The sequence below is a fragment of the Hyphomonas sp. CACIAM 19H1 genome (genome assembly GCF_003325995.1).
Taxonomy (GTDB): Bacteria; Pseudomonadota; Alphaproteobacteria; order Caulobacterales; family Hyphomonadaceae; genus Hyphomonas; species Hyphomonas polymorpha.
In genome coordinates, this window is the sequence record NZ_CP016437.1 from 948,450 (window position 1) to 962,252 (window position 13,803).

Sequence of the window (13,803 nt, forward strand, 5' to 3'; positions counted from 1 at the left end):
TCAATGCGTGTTCCTGTCCTTCTTGGCCGCTAAACTGACTTTCGCAGTTTTCCTGTCGTGTAACAAATGAGCCATCACCCTGCGCTGACGGTCTTTGCGGAGGGAAAGTTCGCGTTCCAATCGTTCAAAGACGGGCCAGTAGGCGTCGCCATATCTGTCGATCAGACGGGCGACGCTGCTCAGGCTGCTTTCGATCTCCTGTTCCGTGACCTGATGGCCCTTGTCCATGAGCGCTTAACTCTTTTTTTTCTGGCTCGGTTGTCAGGCCTGCGCTTTCGCCCGGTTCCACACCATGACTCCGCTGCCTTCCTTCTCGTTCTCGAAAAAGGCGGCCCGCAGGGGACTGGCGAAGCCCGGGTCGTCGAGCTTGACGGCGAGAAACGGCGTTTCGCCATCCTTGGACTCCTGATGCCAGGCGGCGCCAAGTTCTGCGCCGCCGGCATAGAGCCTGAAATCCGGCGCGCCTTGTGTCTTGTCCTTGTTAGGAACAAGCTGGGCTTTGACATTGATGGTCATTGTGCGGATTGTTCCGGTCCAGGTTCCGTCCTTTAGGGTGAATGCGCCGATCTGTGCCATGGGTCAGTCTCCTTTGCTGGCAGGTTTGGGCAGGGCTTTGCGGGCCCGTCTGAACCCGGCGTCTGAAGCCAGGAACATCTCGATCATGGCAGCGGCGAGCGTTTCTGCGCGCTCGGCTTCGCCATAAGTTTCCTGATAGAGCGCCGCATAATCCTGCAGCGCGGCCGCGGTATCCGGATCAAGCGCGAGGGTGAGCCGGGCCGGCGTGCGGTCAGGGAGTTTTGCAAGGCGCAGGTTCACGGGGCTGTCTCCGGATAGGGGCGCAGGACGAGGTCCTTTGTCACGAGGACGCGGACGGGCCAGCCCGGACGGATGGTAATGGAGGGCTGGATAGCGAGGCTGCGATCTACCGCGCGCTGGCCGGCTTCGTTGATGGTGTCCGTCGTGCCCCGGCGGATTGCACGCTCGATGTCGCCGTCCTCGCCGGGGCCGAGCTCGGCGCCAATGCCGAGCAGGGTTGCGAGACCGGCAGCGGCGAAGACCCTGTCCCAGTGATGATCGGTCCTGTCCCTGAGGCCCGCATAGCCGGATACGTCGCTGCCTGGCTCGGAGATCGTGATCGAGCTGCCATCGGGCATCAGGATCCGGTCCCAGACGACCAGCGCCCGGTCCTGGCCGAACGAGACTTCCGACTGGTAGCGGCCGATGAGACGGCTGCCCTGCGGGATCAGGAGATACTGCCCGCGGACGGTGTCATAAACATTCTGCGTGACCTGGGCGATGACCGGGCCGGGAAGATCGGAGTTTATGCCGGTGATCAGGCTCGCTGGGATCAGGGCGCCCGCCATCAGCTGGTAGGGCGAGAGCGGATCCTGAACGCGGTCGGGATTATAGATAGGGCTCACGGCGCGGTCGATCACGAACGCGGTCTTCCGGGCCTGGAGGTTTGGATCGGGCGGGGGGCTCGCTGCGGCGGCCGGGGATGGCCGCGCCAGGGCGAGGAGCTCCGAAGAGAGATCAAAGCCGGTGTCTGGCGGCTGCGCCGAAGCGGGGGCAGGCGTGGCCGCATTGCTCAGACGGAACAGGAGCGGCGCGCGGGCCGCCTCTTCGGCCAGGGCGGCGGCTTCCAGCCGCGCGGTGCGGGCTGTTTCCTCTTCGGGGCGCGACCGGAAGTCCGTGCGATACTCGGTCTGGAAATCCGGTTCGATGCCATAGGCCTGCTCGGCCGCCCGGATGGTCGCGCCGAGATCCCCAGAGAAGGGCGCTCCGAGCACCGGCGCCCCCCTGAGCGCGGTATAGTCTGCCGGAAGCGCTGAAAACCCCTCGGGCTTGCGCTTGCCGGCCGCGAGCAACTCGTCCTGCCGTGCGGGCTCTGAAGGACGGGGCGGGGCGAGCGCAATGGTGGCGGCGGCGAACAGGCCGAGCGCGCCGAGGCCCGCGCCGGCGAGCAGCAGTTTGCGATTGATCCGGGTGGCGGGCTTCGGCGCCGAGCGGATCTGCAACTGGCGCGCGGATTCCTTGAAGGGTGGCGGCTGGGTCATGGGCTCACCCTCTCCGCCAGCGGGGCCTGGGCGCCGCGCTTGCTTTTGAGATGCGCACGACCGTCTGGGGTTTTGTCCCATGGCGCAGCTCGGCGGCGGCAAACAGCCGGTCGACGATGTAGTAGGGCCCGCGGACCCGGTAGTTGACGAGTTCGGCCGTGCCCCCCGAAGACAGCACAAAGAGGGGCGGCATTTCCGAGGCAGCGACGCCAGCTGGCATCTGGATGAAGACCTGGCGCCCGTCATCGAAGACGCGCACAGGGGTCCAGTCCGGACGGTCGCCCGTGATGCGGTAGTCGAAGGAAAGGGTCTCCAGGCTTAGGCCGCGTTCGACGGGAACGGCTTCCTGCGCTGCGGCGTTCGCATTGCGGGCCGTGAGGCCGGCGAGTTCGTCCTGCGGATAGCGCCAGGAGAGGGCGGCCATATAGGTGGCAGGGGTGGATTCCAGTTCGAGGTGATAGGTCCGCCGGTCGGTGGCGATCATCAGGTTTGTCTGGAGGCCCGCGGCGACGGGCTTGACCAGGATATGCGCCCGGGCCGCGCTCCCCGAGCCCGACGCCGTGTCCCCGACAATCCAGCGGACCGTATCGCCCGCCGACACCGAGACCAGCGTTTCACCGGGCTGGAGCGCGATATCGGTCACCTGGCCGGGGCTCGCATAGAGCCGGTAGAGCGCCCCTTCCGTATAAGGATAGACCTGGACGGCATTGAGGAACCCCTCCGGGGAGGGTTCGATCACCGCGCCGGCACGGCCGTTCTGAATGGCGACTTCCGGCGTCGGTGCGGGCTTTTTTACGGGCTCAGGATCAAGAGGTTTGAGCTGGCCGGGCAGCGGCAGCGGGACCGCCGTCTCAACGATTTCGACGCGTTCGGGTTTCGGGTCTTCTGTGGGGCGGGCCTCCACAAATCCGACATGATCGACCATCGGCTCAGGCGCGGGCGGGGTCGCGCAGGCGGCGAGCGTTGCGAGCGACGCGGTAAGAAATAGGCGGGTCATGGTCTGTCTCCTGTGACAAGGTCTTCGCTCCAGCTGAGCGCGCGGACATAAAGGCCGAGGGGGTTGGCGCGGAGGGTTTCGGCGTCCCGGGGGGGCTGGATCGTGAGGGTGAATACGCCGGTGAACCGCTTCGCCCCCGTGAGCGCGCCGCCCTCATAGGTCTTCTCGATCCAGCGGCCCTGGAAGCTGTCATCCGAGACGCGGACGATGCTGATGACCTCGACCGCGCGGGACCGCCGGCCGATGGCGGCAAACGGATCATTGTCGCGGGCGTATTCTGACAGCGTCGCCGCCGCCGCCGGCCCGGCGAAGGCGTAAGCTTTGAGCCAGTTCTCCCGGACAACGACCGGATCAATCGACAGGCTACGGACATAACTGATGAAGCCTGCCAGGTGATGGGCAATCTGGGCGTCTGTTGGGGCGTAGGGCTGCGTCGCCGGGGCGATGGCCTTTGCCGCGCCGGTCTCATCGACTTCGACTATGTAGGGCGTCACCGTCGAATGCAGGCTGCGCCAGACGAGGGCGCCGGAGGTGGCAAACGACAGCGCGAGGCTCCCCAGCGCCATCAGCCGCCAGTTCTTCGCCTGGACCCGGGCCGAGCCGATGCGCTCATCCCAGGCCTGTCCGGCCTTCTGATAGGGGGTCTCGGGGACGGGTGAGCTCCCATAATGGGCAGTCGGGCGTTTGAAGCGCATGGGGTCAGTCGTCCTTGTCGTTCAGGGTGGGAGCGGCGCCGGAGGACCCGCGGTCGCCGTCGCGCAGGCTGTGAAGCGCGAGCTGGCGGGCTTCGCCGAAGCGTTGGGAGGCCTGCATGCCGCGCGCCCAGCCGGGGCTTTTATCGGGCGATGAGGCGGCGGGCGGGTCCGGAGGCGTTGAGGTCGAACCGCCCGTGGCGTCGAAGGCGCCGCGCGCCCCGCGCCGGTAGGCCTCGCGCACGGCGCTGGCCGGACGCGCGGCGGCACGGCGGACCGTATCGCCGGCCGCCTGGGCGACGCTGCCGAGACCGGCGGCAACGCCCGCGGCGCCGCTTTTGCCGGAAGCCGTTGACCCAAGATCAAAGGCTGTGCGCGCGCCGCCCGCCATGGACGCGCCGGCCTTGACGGCGCTGGCGGCGCCGCCGGCCGCTGAGCCAACCAGGGCTTTGGCGCCAAGTCCGGCGGCAACCGTACCGGCCGCCACGCCAGCGGCCGCGCCGATGGCTGAGCCTGCGCCGAGCTGGGGCGCGCCGGTGATGAGCCCGCTTGCCATGCCGGGGCCGAACACGCCCATCCAGAGGAACACGAGCGCGGCGAGCACCGTGCCCATGACTTCTGCGAGCGTGATGTCCTCGGTCCCGGAGAAGGCGTCGGTGATCGTCGCAAAGAGGGTCGAGCCGATGCCGATGATGATGGCGAGGACCATCAGTTTGAGGCCGGAGGTGATGACATTGCCGAGTACGCGTTCGGCCAGGAACGCGGTCTTGTTCCAGAGCGCGAAGGGCACAAGCACGAAGCCGGCAAGGGTTGTCAGCTTGAATTCGAGGATTGCCACGAAGAGCTGCACGGCCAGGACAAAGAAGGCGATCATGATGACCGCCCAGGCGAGCAGCAGCACCGAGATCAGCACGAAATTATGGAAGAAGGCGATCGGGCCCATCAGCTCGCCGGCTTCTTCCAGCAGTGGCAGCGCGGCATTGAAGCCGACCCCGGCAATATAGCCTGGCCGCATCAGGTCCTCCGCCGTGATCAGGCTGGAACCGGCCGTCAGGCCGAGCCCGGCAAAGCTGTCGAAGATGACCTGGGAGAGAAAGGCGAAATTGCCGAGCAGGAAGGCGAAGAAGCCGACATAGAGGACCTTCTTCAGGAGGCCGGAGATGACATCGGCGTTTTCCGACAGCGCCCAGAAGAGCCCCGCCAGCGTGATGTCGATGACGATCAGCGTCGAGGTGAGATAGGCGACGTCACCGGCCAGCAGGCCGAACCCGCTGTCGATATAGGCAATGAAAGTCGCCAGGAACCGGTCGATGACGTCCATCTCTTCCATCGTCTCAGCCGCCTGCGCCGAGGAAGCTGGAGAGACGCGCGCGGCCGCGCTCGGCTTCAGCCAGCCGGCGGGCTTCTTCCAGCGCGACGGCGCGGTGCTGGGCGGCGAGCATCGCTTCGATCTGCATCAGCTGCTGGGCCGTCAGGGCGGTGAGCTCATTGCCTGCCTGGGCAGCCTGCAGGGATCCGGCGGCGTCCTGGCTGAGCGCCAGGAGCTGGCCGACGGCCGCCGCGTCGGTGGCATTGTCTTCGAGCGCCGCAGCTGAAACAGCCAGCGTGTCCTGGAAGGCACTGAGCGACTGGCGCCAGCGGGCACGGGCATCGTCCACCAGGACCTGGCGGGAGGTCGCCGGCCCGTAGGCTTCCGGATAGGCCGCCTGGTAGTCGCGCTCGATGCTGTCTACGGAATATCCGATCCCGCGGGCGCGGCGCAGCACCTCCTCGATCCGGATGATCCGCTGGCCGATGATGCTCTCAGCAACCGAGACGGGTAGGGTCTCGAGATTGCGGGCCATGTTCTCCAGCATCTCGATCTCATGGGCGAGCTGCTGCAGCTGCCCCTCCAGCTCCTGCAGGGCGCGCACGGCCTGGAGGATGTTCTGGGCATGATTGGCCGGGTCATAGACGGTGACCTGGGCCTCGGCCGGGGGCGCCAGCAGGGCTGTGAGCGGGAGCGCGAGGAGGGGCGCGGCGCAGAGGGCGAGGGCAGCGAGGGGGCGTTTCATGGGGTTCCTCCTTCGGCAGCGGAAAGATGACGAGGCAGGGCGGCAGGCGCGGGCGGCGAACCGGGCGAGCCTCTATGGCCGGGCCAGTGGGCGAGGAGGTCTGCGGCCCAGGGCAGGCCTTTTTCATGCAGCCAGGTCTGCGCGAACCCATCCCCTTCGGTCTCGGCCATCACGCGGTCGAGCAGGGCCTGGTCTTCGGGGGGGCCGGCGGCGGCAAAGGCGAGCGCGACCGGACCGAGATCGAGGTCGAACAGGCGGCAGCCTTTGGGCGACTGGACATAATAGTCGCGCTTGGGCGCCGCCCCCGCGATGATCTGGGTCTGGCGTGCATTCAGCCCGAAACGGTGATAGGTCTCGCGGGTCTCAGGCTCCAGGGCGCGTTCATTGGCGAGGAAGATCCGGGTCAGGCAGCTTTCTAGGATCGCCGGGGCAATCACGCTGGCGCGGATGTCAGCCAGCGACTGGGTGGCAAACACCACCGAGACGTTCTTTTTACGGAGGGTTTTGAGCCAGTCGCGCAGGCGGCTCGCAAAGACCGGCGCATCAAGGAACAGCCAGGCCTCGTCCAGCATCAGCAGCGTCGGGCGCCCGTCGAAGCGCGCTTCAAGCCGGTGGAAGAGGTAGGTCAGCACTGCGGATGCGGCCGCGCCCTGCTGCATCAGGTCTTCCATTTCGAAACAGGTGACGGACGCAAAGGCGAGGTCTTCCTCGTCCCCGTCGAGGAGGTGGCCATGCGGGCCCGCCAGCGTGAAGGGATGCAGCGCGGTTTTGAGGGTCTCATCCTGGAGCAGGAGGACGAGGCCCGTCAGCGTGCGTTCGGGGGGCGGCGCCGAGGCGAGCGAGTTAATCCCCTCCCAGAGCCGCGCCTTGAGCGCCGGTGTCAGATGGACGCCTTCCCCTTCTATCAGGCCGGCGAGCCAGCCTGTCGCAAAGCCCACTTCTGTCGGCTGGTCGATGTCCTTCAGCGGCTGGAGCCGGGGCCGGCGCGCGCCGCCAAGGTCGAGATGGACCCCGCCCATGCCGAGCACGGCGGCGCGGGCCGAGCGGCCTTTGTCGAAGACGAAGACCTGCGCGCGGGCGTAGCGCTGCCATTGCAGGGCGAGCATCGCGAGCAGGACCGATTTGCCTGCCCCGGTTGGGCCTAGGATCAGCGTATGGCCGACATCCCCGGCATGCAGGTTCAGCCGGAAGGGCGTCGTCCCCTCGGTGCGCGCTTCGATCAGCGCCGGGGCGGCGAGATGCCTGTTCTGCCGATCGCCCGCCCAGACCGCTGAGAGCGGCACCATATGGGCGAGGTTCAGCGTATTGAGGATCGGCTGGCGGACATTGGCGTAGACATGACCCGGCAGGCTCCCGAGCCAGGCTTCGACCGCGTTGAGCGTCTCGGCGATCACCGTGAAGCCCTTGCCATTGATGATCCGCTCGGCCTGGCGGGCACGGTCTTCGGCGACCTGCGGATCCTCGCCCGTAACGGTGAGCGTGGTCGTCACATAGCCATAGGCGACAAGGTCTGACCCAAGCTCCTGCAGGGCGGCATCGGCGTCGCGCGCCTTGTTGTCGGCATCGGTATCGAGCAGCGCGGAAGGTTCCTGGAACATCGTCTCGCGCAGGACCGCGGCGACAGACTTGCGTTTGGAAAACCAGTGCCGGCGCTTGCGGCCGAGGACTTTCTCCGCCTCGACTTTGTCCATCGCGATGAACCGGGTCGACCAGCGATAGGCAAAGCCCTGACGGTTGAGCTCATCCAGCAGGCCCGGGACTGTTGCGCCTGGAAAGCCAAGAATTGTCAGAACGCGGAGGTGCGCGACCCCGATCCGGGGTTCCAGCCCGCCGGTAAAGGGCTCGTCAGCGAGGATCGCATCGAGGAAGACGGGGATCTCGGGCGCGGCGACCTTATGGCGCCGGCTGGAAATACAGGCATGCAGATAGGTCAGGGTTTCCTCATCCGAGAGCGGCGCGATCTCGGATAAGGCGGTCGACAGGAGATCAAATGTGCGCTCGGCCTGCTGCCGGAAGACCAGCAGCCGGTCGCGCCATCCTGCGCCGCTTGGGCGTTCCGGCCGCTCGATCAGCGCGGTCTCAGCGCGGGCATTGGTGTCGGGGGGCGGGAGCCAGAGCAGGGTGAGATAATAGGCGCTCTCAAACCGGGCGCCGCCTTCTTCCGCGATGACGCCGCGCTCCTCATCGACGAGCCAGGAAACAGGATCCGGAAACGCCGAAGACGGATAGTCACCGGCTTCTTCGCGCGAGGCCTCGAAGAAGAGCGCCCAGCCCGAGCCGAACCGGCGGAGCGCGTTGTTGACCCGCGCCATCACCGCGATCAGTTCCGGCTCGGTCGAGCTCTCAAGATCAGGCCCGCGATAGCGGAACGTGGCCTGGAACGCGCCGTCCTTGTTGAGCACGACGCCGGGCGCCACCAGCGCTGCCCAGGGCAGGTAGTCAGCCAGGAGGCGCGGGCGGGCGGCGTATTCAGAGAGGTTCAGCATGAGAGGTGTTCCTTGTGCCGGAGCGAGCGGAGGAGCGTCGCCATGAAATCAGGGTCCCGGCGGGCCAGGAAAACCGCTGCTGAATGTCCGAGCAGCCAGATCAGGAGTCCGGGGATCCAGAGCTGCAGGCCGAGGCCCACGGCGGCCGCCAGCGTGCCGATGGTGATCGCGAGGTTCCGCGGCGCGCCTGCCATCAGGACCGGCTCGGTCAGGGATCGGTGCAGCGGGATTTCAAAGCCCTCGATCATCAGACCAGCGCCCCGCCGCCGAACGAAAAGAAAGTCAGGAAGAAGCTTGTGGCGGCAAAGGCGATCGACAGCCCGAACACGATCTGGATCAGCTTGCGGAAGCCGCCGGAAGTTTCCCCGAAGGCCAGCGTCAGGCCCGTCAGGGTAATGATGATTACTGCAACAATCCGGGCGACCGGCCCTTCGATCGAGGAAAGAATCTGATCGAGCGGACCTTCCCAGGGCATGCCGGTGCCGGCCGCATGGGCGGGCAGGGCGAGGCTCGCGGCGAGCGTGAAGAGGAGGGCGGCTTCGCCGGTGCGGCGCAGGGCGTCCAGGATCCTGGGGATCGTCATGTCATGTCTCCATATCTGACAAGGGTGGGCGTGGGTGCGGAAAGGGGCGCGGTGACGTATTGGCGGCCGTCGAAGCCGGTGACGCGGACGACTTCGTCCACCCGGCGCGTGCCTCCCGTGCGGCTCATGAACACGACGGCATCGATGGCCTCGCCAATCAGCTCCCGGGGCGGCTCGTGGGTCGCTTCGGCGGCAAGCTGTTCCAGCCGGCGCAGCGCGCCGGAAGCAGAATTGGCATGCAGCGTGGTGAGGCCGCCCGGATGACCGGTGTTCCAGGCCTTGAGCAGGTCGAGCGCTTCAGCCCCGCGCACTTCGCCGACGAGGATCCGGTCCGGACGCAGCCGCAGAGTTGAGCGGACAAGGTCGCGCAGGGTGACAGAGTCGCCTTGGGTTCGCAGGGCGACGAGGTTGGCGGCAGGGCAGGTCAGTTCGCGGGTATCCTCAAGCAGGACGATCCGCTCACCACAAAACCCGCCTTCGCCAAGCAGCGCATTGGCAAGGCTTGTCTTGCCCGAGGATGTTCCGCCGGTGATCACGATATTGGCGCGTTCGGTGACAAGCGCTCTGAGATGGCCCGCAAGCGCCGGCGACAGCGCGCCCTGGCGCACATAGTCCGCCAGCGTGAACGGCGTGCGCGCCAGCTTCCGGATGGAATAGCAGGGGGCGGCCGACACCGGCGGCAGGATCCCTTCGAACCGCTCGCCCGTGCCCGGGAGCTCCGCCGAGACAATCGCGGACTTCGGGGAACCCTGTCCGCCGAGGCCCGAGGCGATGAGCCGAATGACGCGCTCCCGGTCACCTTCTGACAGGACATGGCCGGTCTGGATGACCCCGCGTCCGGCTTCCTCGATCCAGACACTGCCGTCGGGATTGGCCATGACTTCGAGGGTGGTATCGCGTTGAAGCGCGGCGCGGACGACAGGGCAGAAGGCGGTTACCAACATGGCCTGGCGGCGCTGGGCGCTTGTGTCTGCGGGATGATCCGTCATCGGCTGATACCTGTCTTGAACGACCTGTCCTGGGCTTTCCCATAGTGTTCCGGAGGCGGAGGCTTTTGACGAGTTGGAGCGTAGGCCATTCTGTACAGGCCAGCGCGATTGCGCGCAGCGTCGTGCAAAATGCCAATCTTGATGAAGGTGGAGAAAGACGCTCCAGATGCTCAGGCCAAAGGCAGGGCAGACCCGGGTCTGCATGAGAATTTTGGGTTAACAAGAATAATCGCTAAAGTGGAATCATTCTTGCATCTTGCGTTGTAAACGGAGGATGCTCTGATGAAGACATTCACGCTGGCGCCGAGTATGGCCCTTGCGCGCTATGACTACCTCTCCCGGCTTTCGATGGATCGCTGGGCCTGGGAATATCTCCGGCGCAATCCCCGGTTCCGGCGCGATTACGCTCTGTGTGCAGAGCTCGGGCCTTCTGAAACGATGGCGCCCTGCGCCCCGATCCGTATGCTGAAATCGCGGGCCGAACAGAGACTGGCCGGCCGCTGGGGGCTCGTCTTCATGCCCGATCCGGAGCTGGGCGGGTTTGAGGCGGACGCCGTCTGGAGCGACGCCGCCTTCCCGGGCCAGGTGGAGATCCATTGCAGCCCGCGTGGACCGGGAGAAACCTGTGATCTCTGGGACCGCACCCTGCCCATCGCGAAAATCACCCATATCAGCGACTGTCTGGGCCGGGAGTATCTCCTGGTGCGGGGCAAGGGCTGCGTGGTCCAGGTCAAATGCACCGGCCTGCCGCTGATCGGGCTGGAGCCCGTCCGGATGAAGTTCACCGTGTCCGACATCGAGACCTATGAGCGGATGGCGCGGGGGCAGAAAGCGGTGCTCGACCTTTATGGCGACGGGCCGGACCTGTCCGTGCCGCTCTGGACAAAGACGACGCAAATCCTGCGCAACGGCTTGATCGCGCTCGATGGCCTCGCAAAGGATATGACACGGCGCGAGATCGCCATCCTGCTGTATGGCGAGGGGCGGGTTGCTGAAGGATGGAGCCAGGACGGGGGAGGCCTGCGGGACGCGGTAAAATATCTCGTGCGCAAAGCAGAAGGCCTGCGCGATGGGGGGTACCTCATGGAGCTGCTTGGGACGGAGGCCGGTCCCGGGCAGAGGGTGGCCTGAAGCGAGTGGAGGATGTTTTGCGGTCCGCCCGCGTATGGCGCGGGGCGCTCCGGCCGGACGGCCTGCCCGGCGGGGCTCTATGAGGATCCGGTGGGCCGGTGTTCGGCATGGGGCTGGGCCCCGCCGGCGGACCGCGCGCCCGCCCTTCCCACTGCCAGCAGGTAACAGAGGGAGGAAAGCGTCTTTTGCGATGGCTGTCAGAGGGGTGACGGGCGCCCGATCAAGGCCTGACGGAAACCGGGATCAGGCGGCGTTATGGGACCGGACGAGGCGTCTCATCGTCTCCGCGGCGGCGTTCGCCCTGAAGTCCATGTCGAGAAGCCCGGCGCGGAAGTTCGTGTCTTCGGGGAGGGCCTGTAAATCGATGCGGGCCGCGCCGCGTGAGGTGAGCCAGAGACAGGCTTCTGCAATGAGTTCCCGGGCGTCCGATTGCCAGCCAGCAGATTGGTCCACGAGCACGGCCGTCAACATGCCTGTCTCGCCTTGGGGCGTGAGCCAGATGGCGCCGGTGAGCGCGCCGTCGCGCAAGCCGACGAGGATATGGGCGCCGGCGTCCTGGGCGAGCGGGGCGCCGATGCGATGCGCGCGCTCGCGGAGCTGCGAGAGCCCGGTCGCATCGCTGTGTCGGAAATCGCGGATGTGAAGCGACATAAGGGGAGATACTGGAAAGATTCGGGACCCCAGTGCCACCCCCTGTCTTGAAATCCTCTCAGTGGGAACAACGGGCCAGCGTGTCGAGGCTTTAACAGGCAAAGAGCCTTGTTAAAGGTTGATGGCGCATCCTTTAATAACGGCGCTGGGTCGCCGGCTGCGTCGCCCGGTTTCCTGCATGGCCGCGCCGGGCTCGTCAGGCGCGCTGACGCCAGGATGCGCGGTTGTCGGACCGGTTTTGTGGAACGGCGGCCAAGCTGGCCGACATTCGAGAGGACGCCTCATGGGGGTTCGCCAGGTCCTCCCCGGCCGCCTGCCATCGCTATAAGGCCTTCCTCCTCAGTCGGAGGTGGGCGGACGGCGCGTCTGCCGGAGCGCGGTCCCCGCGCAAGGGGGCGGGGCAGGCGCGTCAATGAGTCTCCGAAGGCCTCCTACCTACAGCGTCCCCTTGCGCGGGGCCCTTATGCGCTCCGGCGATGCGCCTTCCTGCCGCCCACCCCCGCCTGATGCGGGAAGGATGCGGGCGGGAAGGAGACCGGAGATGACTGACCAACCCACACCTGTTGCACCCCTTGGAACAACTGACGCGCCCACTGTGGAGGCGGGACCCCGTATCTACGTGGCGTGCCTTGCCGCCTATAATAGCGGCATCCTGCACGGACGCTGGATCAGGGCCACCACGCCCGATGAGATCAAGGCCGAAGTCAGCGCCATGCTGGCAGAAAGCCCTGTTCCGCAGGCTGAGGAATGGGCCATTCATGACTATGAAGGGTTCGAAGGCGTTTCGCTGCCTGAATGCGCTTCTTTCGAGACGGTGTGCGATCTTGCAGTGTTCCTGAGCGAGCATGGCAGCCTCGGAGCCAAGCTTCACCGGCATTTCGGGGGACGGCTGGAAGAGGCGCGCGCCGCCTTCGAGGACTATGCCGGGCAGTATAAGACCGCCGCAGACTTTGCCGAGGAGGTGATCCGGGAGACGGGCACGGAGGTTCCGGCCTCGCTGCAATACTATATCGACTGGCAGGCCCTTGCCCGTGACATGGCGCTGAATGGCGAAATCCTCGTCTTCCAGACGGGCTTCGACGAAGTCCACATCTTCTGGTCCCGGTGAGGGGAGCGGCGCCATGTTCACCGAACGCTTTGCATCTTTTGTTTGCCCCGGCGACGTCATCACCTGCGAGATCGAAGGCTTCACCGTCTCGGCCCGGATCATTCCCGATGATTGCCCCGACCCGCCCGACCAGCGCCAGGACGGGTTCTGGCCCTCTCTTTACAAGGACGCACCGGGGTTCATTGGCCCCGGGAGTAATTTCCGGGAACGGTTTGCCAAGGCGCAGGCGGAAGCTGAAGCTCTCATGGAGGGCTGGCGCCGGGGCGAGTGGTTCTATTGCGGCATCGTCCTGTCGGTCTCGCTGGAGGGCGTAGAGCTTGCGCCTCATGCAGCGAGCGTCTGGGGCATTGAGGCCAATTATCCGGAGACGGATAACAGCTATCTGACGGAAGTGGCCGGAAACCTCCTCCCGGACGCGCTCGCCGCTGCCCGGGAGGTGCTGGCCCGCCTCACCGCATTAGCGCCCGCCGCGATACCTCCAGCGCAGAAGGAGCCACCCGATGGACGCGTTTGAGCGCGTGCTGGGGCCCAGGCCCCAGCTGACCCTCGACATCGAGCTTGGTTTTGTCACGGCGATCTGGGTTGCCGGACGCAGGCCGGATGTCACGATCCGGGACTTCGATCTCGGCGCGGGCACGCCGGATGCTTCGCTTGATTATTTCGGCGCGCCCTTCGTACCGATCAGCTGGTCCCTGCCGCCGTGGCAGCTGGGCCTCGCTCTTGCCCCTCAATCCCTGTTCCCTTTCTGAAGGAGATTTCCCATGTCCCAACCTGACCTGATCCACCTGCCGCTGAGCGCGCTCAGCATTTCAAAACTCAACATGCGCCATGGCCGTAAGGCGCCCGATGTCTCCGACATCCTGCCTTCCATCCGCGAGAAAGGCATCCGTCAAACGCTGCTCGTGCGCTGTGAAGGCGAGGGCTACGGCGTCATCGCCGGGCGCCGCCGTTTCTTTGCCCTCCAGCAGGTGGCGAAGGAAACCGGCGCTGATCCGCTGGTGCCCTGCGCGGTGATGACCGAAGACGACGCGGCCTCTGCGATTGAGGCCTCGATC

The 13,803-nt window shown here is 66.1% G+C and carries 18 protein-coding genes; 5 read left to right on the forward strand and 13 right to left on the reverse strand.

Translation table 11 applies throughout. The features are described from left to right. From BBF93_RS04610 to trbB, 12 genes are read right to left on the reverse strand one after another with little or no spacing between them, the layout of a single operon-like run. Positions 1–228, reverse strand: a complete 228-nt coding sequence (locus tag BBF93_RS04610) for a hypothetical protein (protein WP_114105121.1) — start codon at positions 226–228, stop codon at positions 1–3. A 33-nt stretch (positions 229–261) separates the two neighbouring features. Further along, complete coding sequence (locus BBF93_RS04615; protein ID WP_114105122.1) at positions 262–576, reverse strand: DUF736 domain-containing protein; 315 nt, start codon at positions 574–576, stop codon at positions 262–264. Positions 577–579: 3 nt separating this feature from the next. Beyond that, on the reverse strand, positions 580–816 hold the full coding sequence (locus tag BBF93_RS04620) for a DUF2274 domain-containing protein (RefSeq protein ID WP_114105123.1): 237 nt from the start codon (positions 814–816) through the stop codon (positions 580–582). Then, entirely contained in the window at positions 813–2,057 is a 1,245-nt protein-coding gene (locus BBF93_RS04625) for a TrbI/VirB10 family protein (protein ID WP_114105124.1), read from the reverse strand. Before BBF93_RS04625 ends, BBF93_RS04620 begins: the two co-directional genes overlap by 4 nt. Positions 2,058–2,061: 4 nt before the next feature. After that, complete coding sequence (trbG, locus tag BBF93_RS04630) at positions 2,062–3,054, reverse strand: P-type conjugative transfer protein TrbG (RefSeq protein ID WP_114105125.1); 993 nt, start codon at positions 3,052–3,054, stop codon at positions 2,062–2,064. Then, on the reverse strand, positions 3,051–3,749 hold the full coding sequence (gene trbF, locus BBF93_RS04635; RefSeq protein WP_114105126.1) for a conjugal transfer protein TrbF: 699 nt from the start codon (positions 3,747–3,749) through the stop codon (positions 3,051–3,053). The genes trbG and trbF overlap by 4 nt, the downstream gene beginning before the upstream one ends. 4 nt (positions 3,750–3,753) lie before the next feature. Then, entirely contained in the window at positions 3,754–5,076 is a 1,323-nt protein-coding gene (trbL, locus tag BBF93_RS04640; protein ID WP_233349273.1) for a P-type conjugative transfer protein TrbL, read from the reverse strand. 4 nt (positions 5,077–5,080) lie between these two features. After that, entirely contained in the window at positions 5,081–5,800 is a 720-nt protein-coding gene (gene trbJ / locus BBF93_RS04645; RefSeq protein WP_114105127.1) for a P-type conjugative transfer protein TrbJ, read from the reverse strand. Next, complete coding sequence (gene trbE, locus BBF93_RS04650; protein ID WP_114105128.1) at positions 5,797–8,286, reverse strand: conjugal transfer protein TrbE; 2,490 nt, start codon at positions 8,284–8,286, stop codon at positions 5,797–5,799. Before trbE ends, trbJ begins: the two co-directional genes overlap by 4 nt. Next, the gene (locus BBF93_RS04655) at positions 8,280–8,534 is read right to left on the reverse strand and encodes a VirB3 family type IV secretion system protein (RefSeq protein WP_114105129.1); all 255 of its coding nucleotides are present in this window, start codon (positions 8,532–8,534) and stop codon (positions 8,280–8,282) included. The genes trbE and BBF93_RS04655 overlap by 7 nt, the downstream gene beginning before the upstream one ends. Then, on the reverse strand, positions 8,534–8,869 hold the full coding sequence (locus BBF93_RS04660) for a TrbC/VirB2 family protein (RefSeq protein WP_114105130.1): 336 nt from the start codon (positions 8,867–8,869) through the stop codon (positions 8,534–8,536). Before BBF93_RS04660 ends, BBF93_RS04655 begins: the two co-directional genes overlap by 1 nt. Continuing rightward, on the reverse strand, positions 8,866–9,858 hold the full coding sequence (trbB, locus tag BBF93_RS04665) for a P-type conjugative transfer ATPase TrbB (RefSeq protein ID WP_114105131.1): 993 nt from the start codon (positions 9,856–9,858) through the stop codon (positions 8,866–8,868). Before trbB ends, BBF93_RS04660 begins: the two co-directional genes overlap by 4 nt. 282 nt (positions 9,859–10,140) lie before the next feature. Between trbB and BBF93_RS04670 the strand changes: the two genes are divergently transcribed. Next, on the forward strand, positions 10,141–10,989 hold the full coding sequence (locus BBF93_RS04670) for a DNA -binding domain-containing protein (RefSeq protein ID WP_114105132.1): 849 nt from the start codon (positions 10,141–10,143) through the stop codon (positions 10,987–10,989). Positions 10,990–11,232: 243 nt separating this feature from the next. On the opposite strand, the gene BBF93_RS04675 is transcribed toward BBF93_RS04670, so the two are convergent. Then, the gene (locus BBF93_RS04675; RefSeq protein ID WP_114105133.1) at positions 11,233–11,640 is read right to left on the reverse strand and encodes a hypothetical protein; all 408 of its coding nucleotides are present in this window, start codon (positions 11,638–11,640) and stop codon (positions 11,233–11,235) included. 541 nt (positions 11,641–12,181) lie between these two features. Between BBF93_RS04675 and BBF93_RS04680 the strand changes: the two genes are divergently transcribed. The 4 genes from BBF93_RS04680 to BBF93_RS04695 form a co-directional block, all read left to right on the forward strand. Continuing rightward, positions 12,182–12,748 (forward strand): antirestriction protein ArdA, encoded by a 567-nt coding sequence (locus BBF93_RS04680; protein ID WP_114105134.1) that lies wholly within the window; start codon positions 12,182–12,184, stop codon positions 12,746–12,748. A gap of 13 nt (positions 12,749–12,761) precedes the next feature. After that, the gene (locus BBF93_RS04685) at positions 12,762–13,262 is read left to right on the forward strand and encodes a hypothetical protein (protein WP_114105135.1); all 501 of its coding nucleotides are present in this window, start codon (positions 12,762–12,764) and stop codon (positions 13,260–13,262) included. Next, positions 13,249–13,497: a hypothetical protein gene (locus BBF93_RS04690; RefSeq protein ID WP_114105136.1), complete on the forward strand. Its 249-nt coding sequence runs from the start codon at positions 13,249–13,251 to the stop codon at positions 13,495–13,497. The genes BBF93_RS04685 and BBF93_RS04690 overlap by 14 nt, the downstream gene beginning before the upstream one ends. A gap of 12 nt (positions 13,498–13,509) precedes the next feature. Beyond that, positions 13,510–13,803: ParB N-terminal domain-containing protein (locus tag BBF93_RS04695; RefSeq protein WP_162786403.1), on the forward strand; the 294-nt coding region annotated here is incomplete at its 3' end.

Coding starts and splice junctions, on each gene's coding strand:
- BBF93_RS04610 (WP_114105121.1), bottom strand. CDS start 228: ATGGACAAGGGCCATCAGGTCACGGAACAGGAGATCGAAAGCAGCCTG.
- BBF93_RS04615 (WP_114105122.1), bottom strand. CDS start 576: ATGGCACAGATCGGCGCATTCACCCTAAAGGACGGAACCTGGACCGGA.
- BBF93_RS04625 (WP_114105124.1), bottom strand. CDS start 2,057: ATGACCCAGCCGCCACCCTTCAAGGAATCCGCGCGCCAGTTGCAGATC.
- trbG (WP_114105125.1), bottom strand. CDS start 3,054: ATGACCCGCCTATTTCTTACCGCGTCGCTCGCAACGCTCGCCGCCTGC.
- trbF (WP_114105126.1), bottom strand. CDS start 3,749: ATGCGCTTCAAACGCCCGACTGCCCATTATGGGAGCTCACCCGTCCCC.
- trbL (WP_233349273.1), bottom strand. CDS start 5,076: ATGGAAGAGATGGACGTCATCGACCGGTTCCTGGCGACTTTCATTGCC.
- trbJ (WP_114105127.1), bottom strand. CDS start 5,800: ATGAAACGCCCCCTCGCTGCCCTCGCCCTCTGCGCCGCGCCCCTCCTC.
- trbE (WP_114105128.1), bottom strand. CDS start 8,286: ATGCTGAACCTCTCTGAATACGCCGCCCGCCCGCGCCTCCTGGCTGAC.
- BBF93_RS04655 (WP_114105129.1), bottom strand. CDS start 8,534: ATGATCGAGGGCTTTGAAATCCCGCTGCACCGATCCCTGACCGAGCCG.
- BBF93_RS04660 (WP_114105130.1), bottom strand. CDS start 8,869: ATGACGATCCCCAGGATCCTGGACGCCCTGCGCCGCACCGGCGAAGCC.
- trbB (WP_114105131.1), bottom strand. CDS start 9,858: ATGACGGATCATCCCGCAGACACAAGCGCCCAGCGCCGCCAGGCCATG.
- BBF93_RS04670 (WP_114105132.1), top strand. CDS start 10,141: ATGAAGACATTCACGCTGGCGCCGAGTATGGCCCTTGCGCGCTATGAC.
- BBF93_RS04675 (WP_114105133.1), bottom strand. CDS start 11,640: ATGTCGCTTCACATCCGCGATTTCCGACACAGCGATGCGACCGGGCTC.
- BBF93_RS04680 (WP_114105134.1), top strand. CDS start 12,182: ATGACTGACCAACCCACACCTGTTGCACCCCTTGGAACAACTGACGCG.
- BBF93_RS04685 (WP_114105135.1), top strand. CDS start 12,762: ATGTTCACCGAACGCTTTGCATCTTTTGTTTGCCCCGGCGACGTCATC.
- BBF93_RS04690 (WP_114105136.1), top strand. CDS start 13,249: ATGGACGCGTTTGAGCGCGTGCTGGGGCCCAGGCCCCAGCTGACCCTC.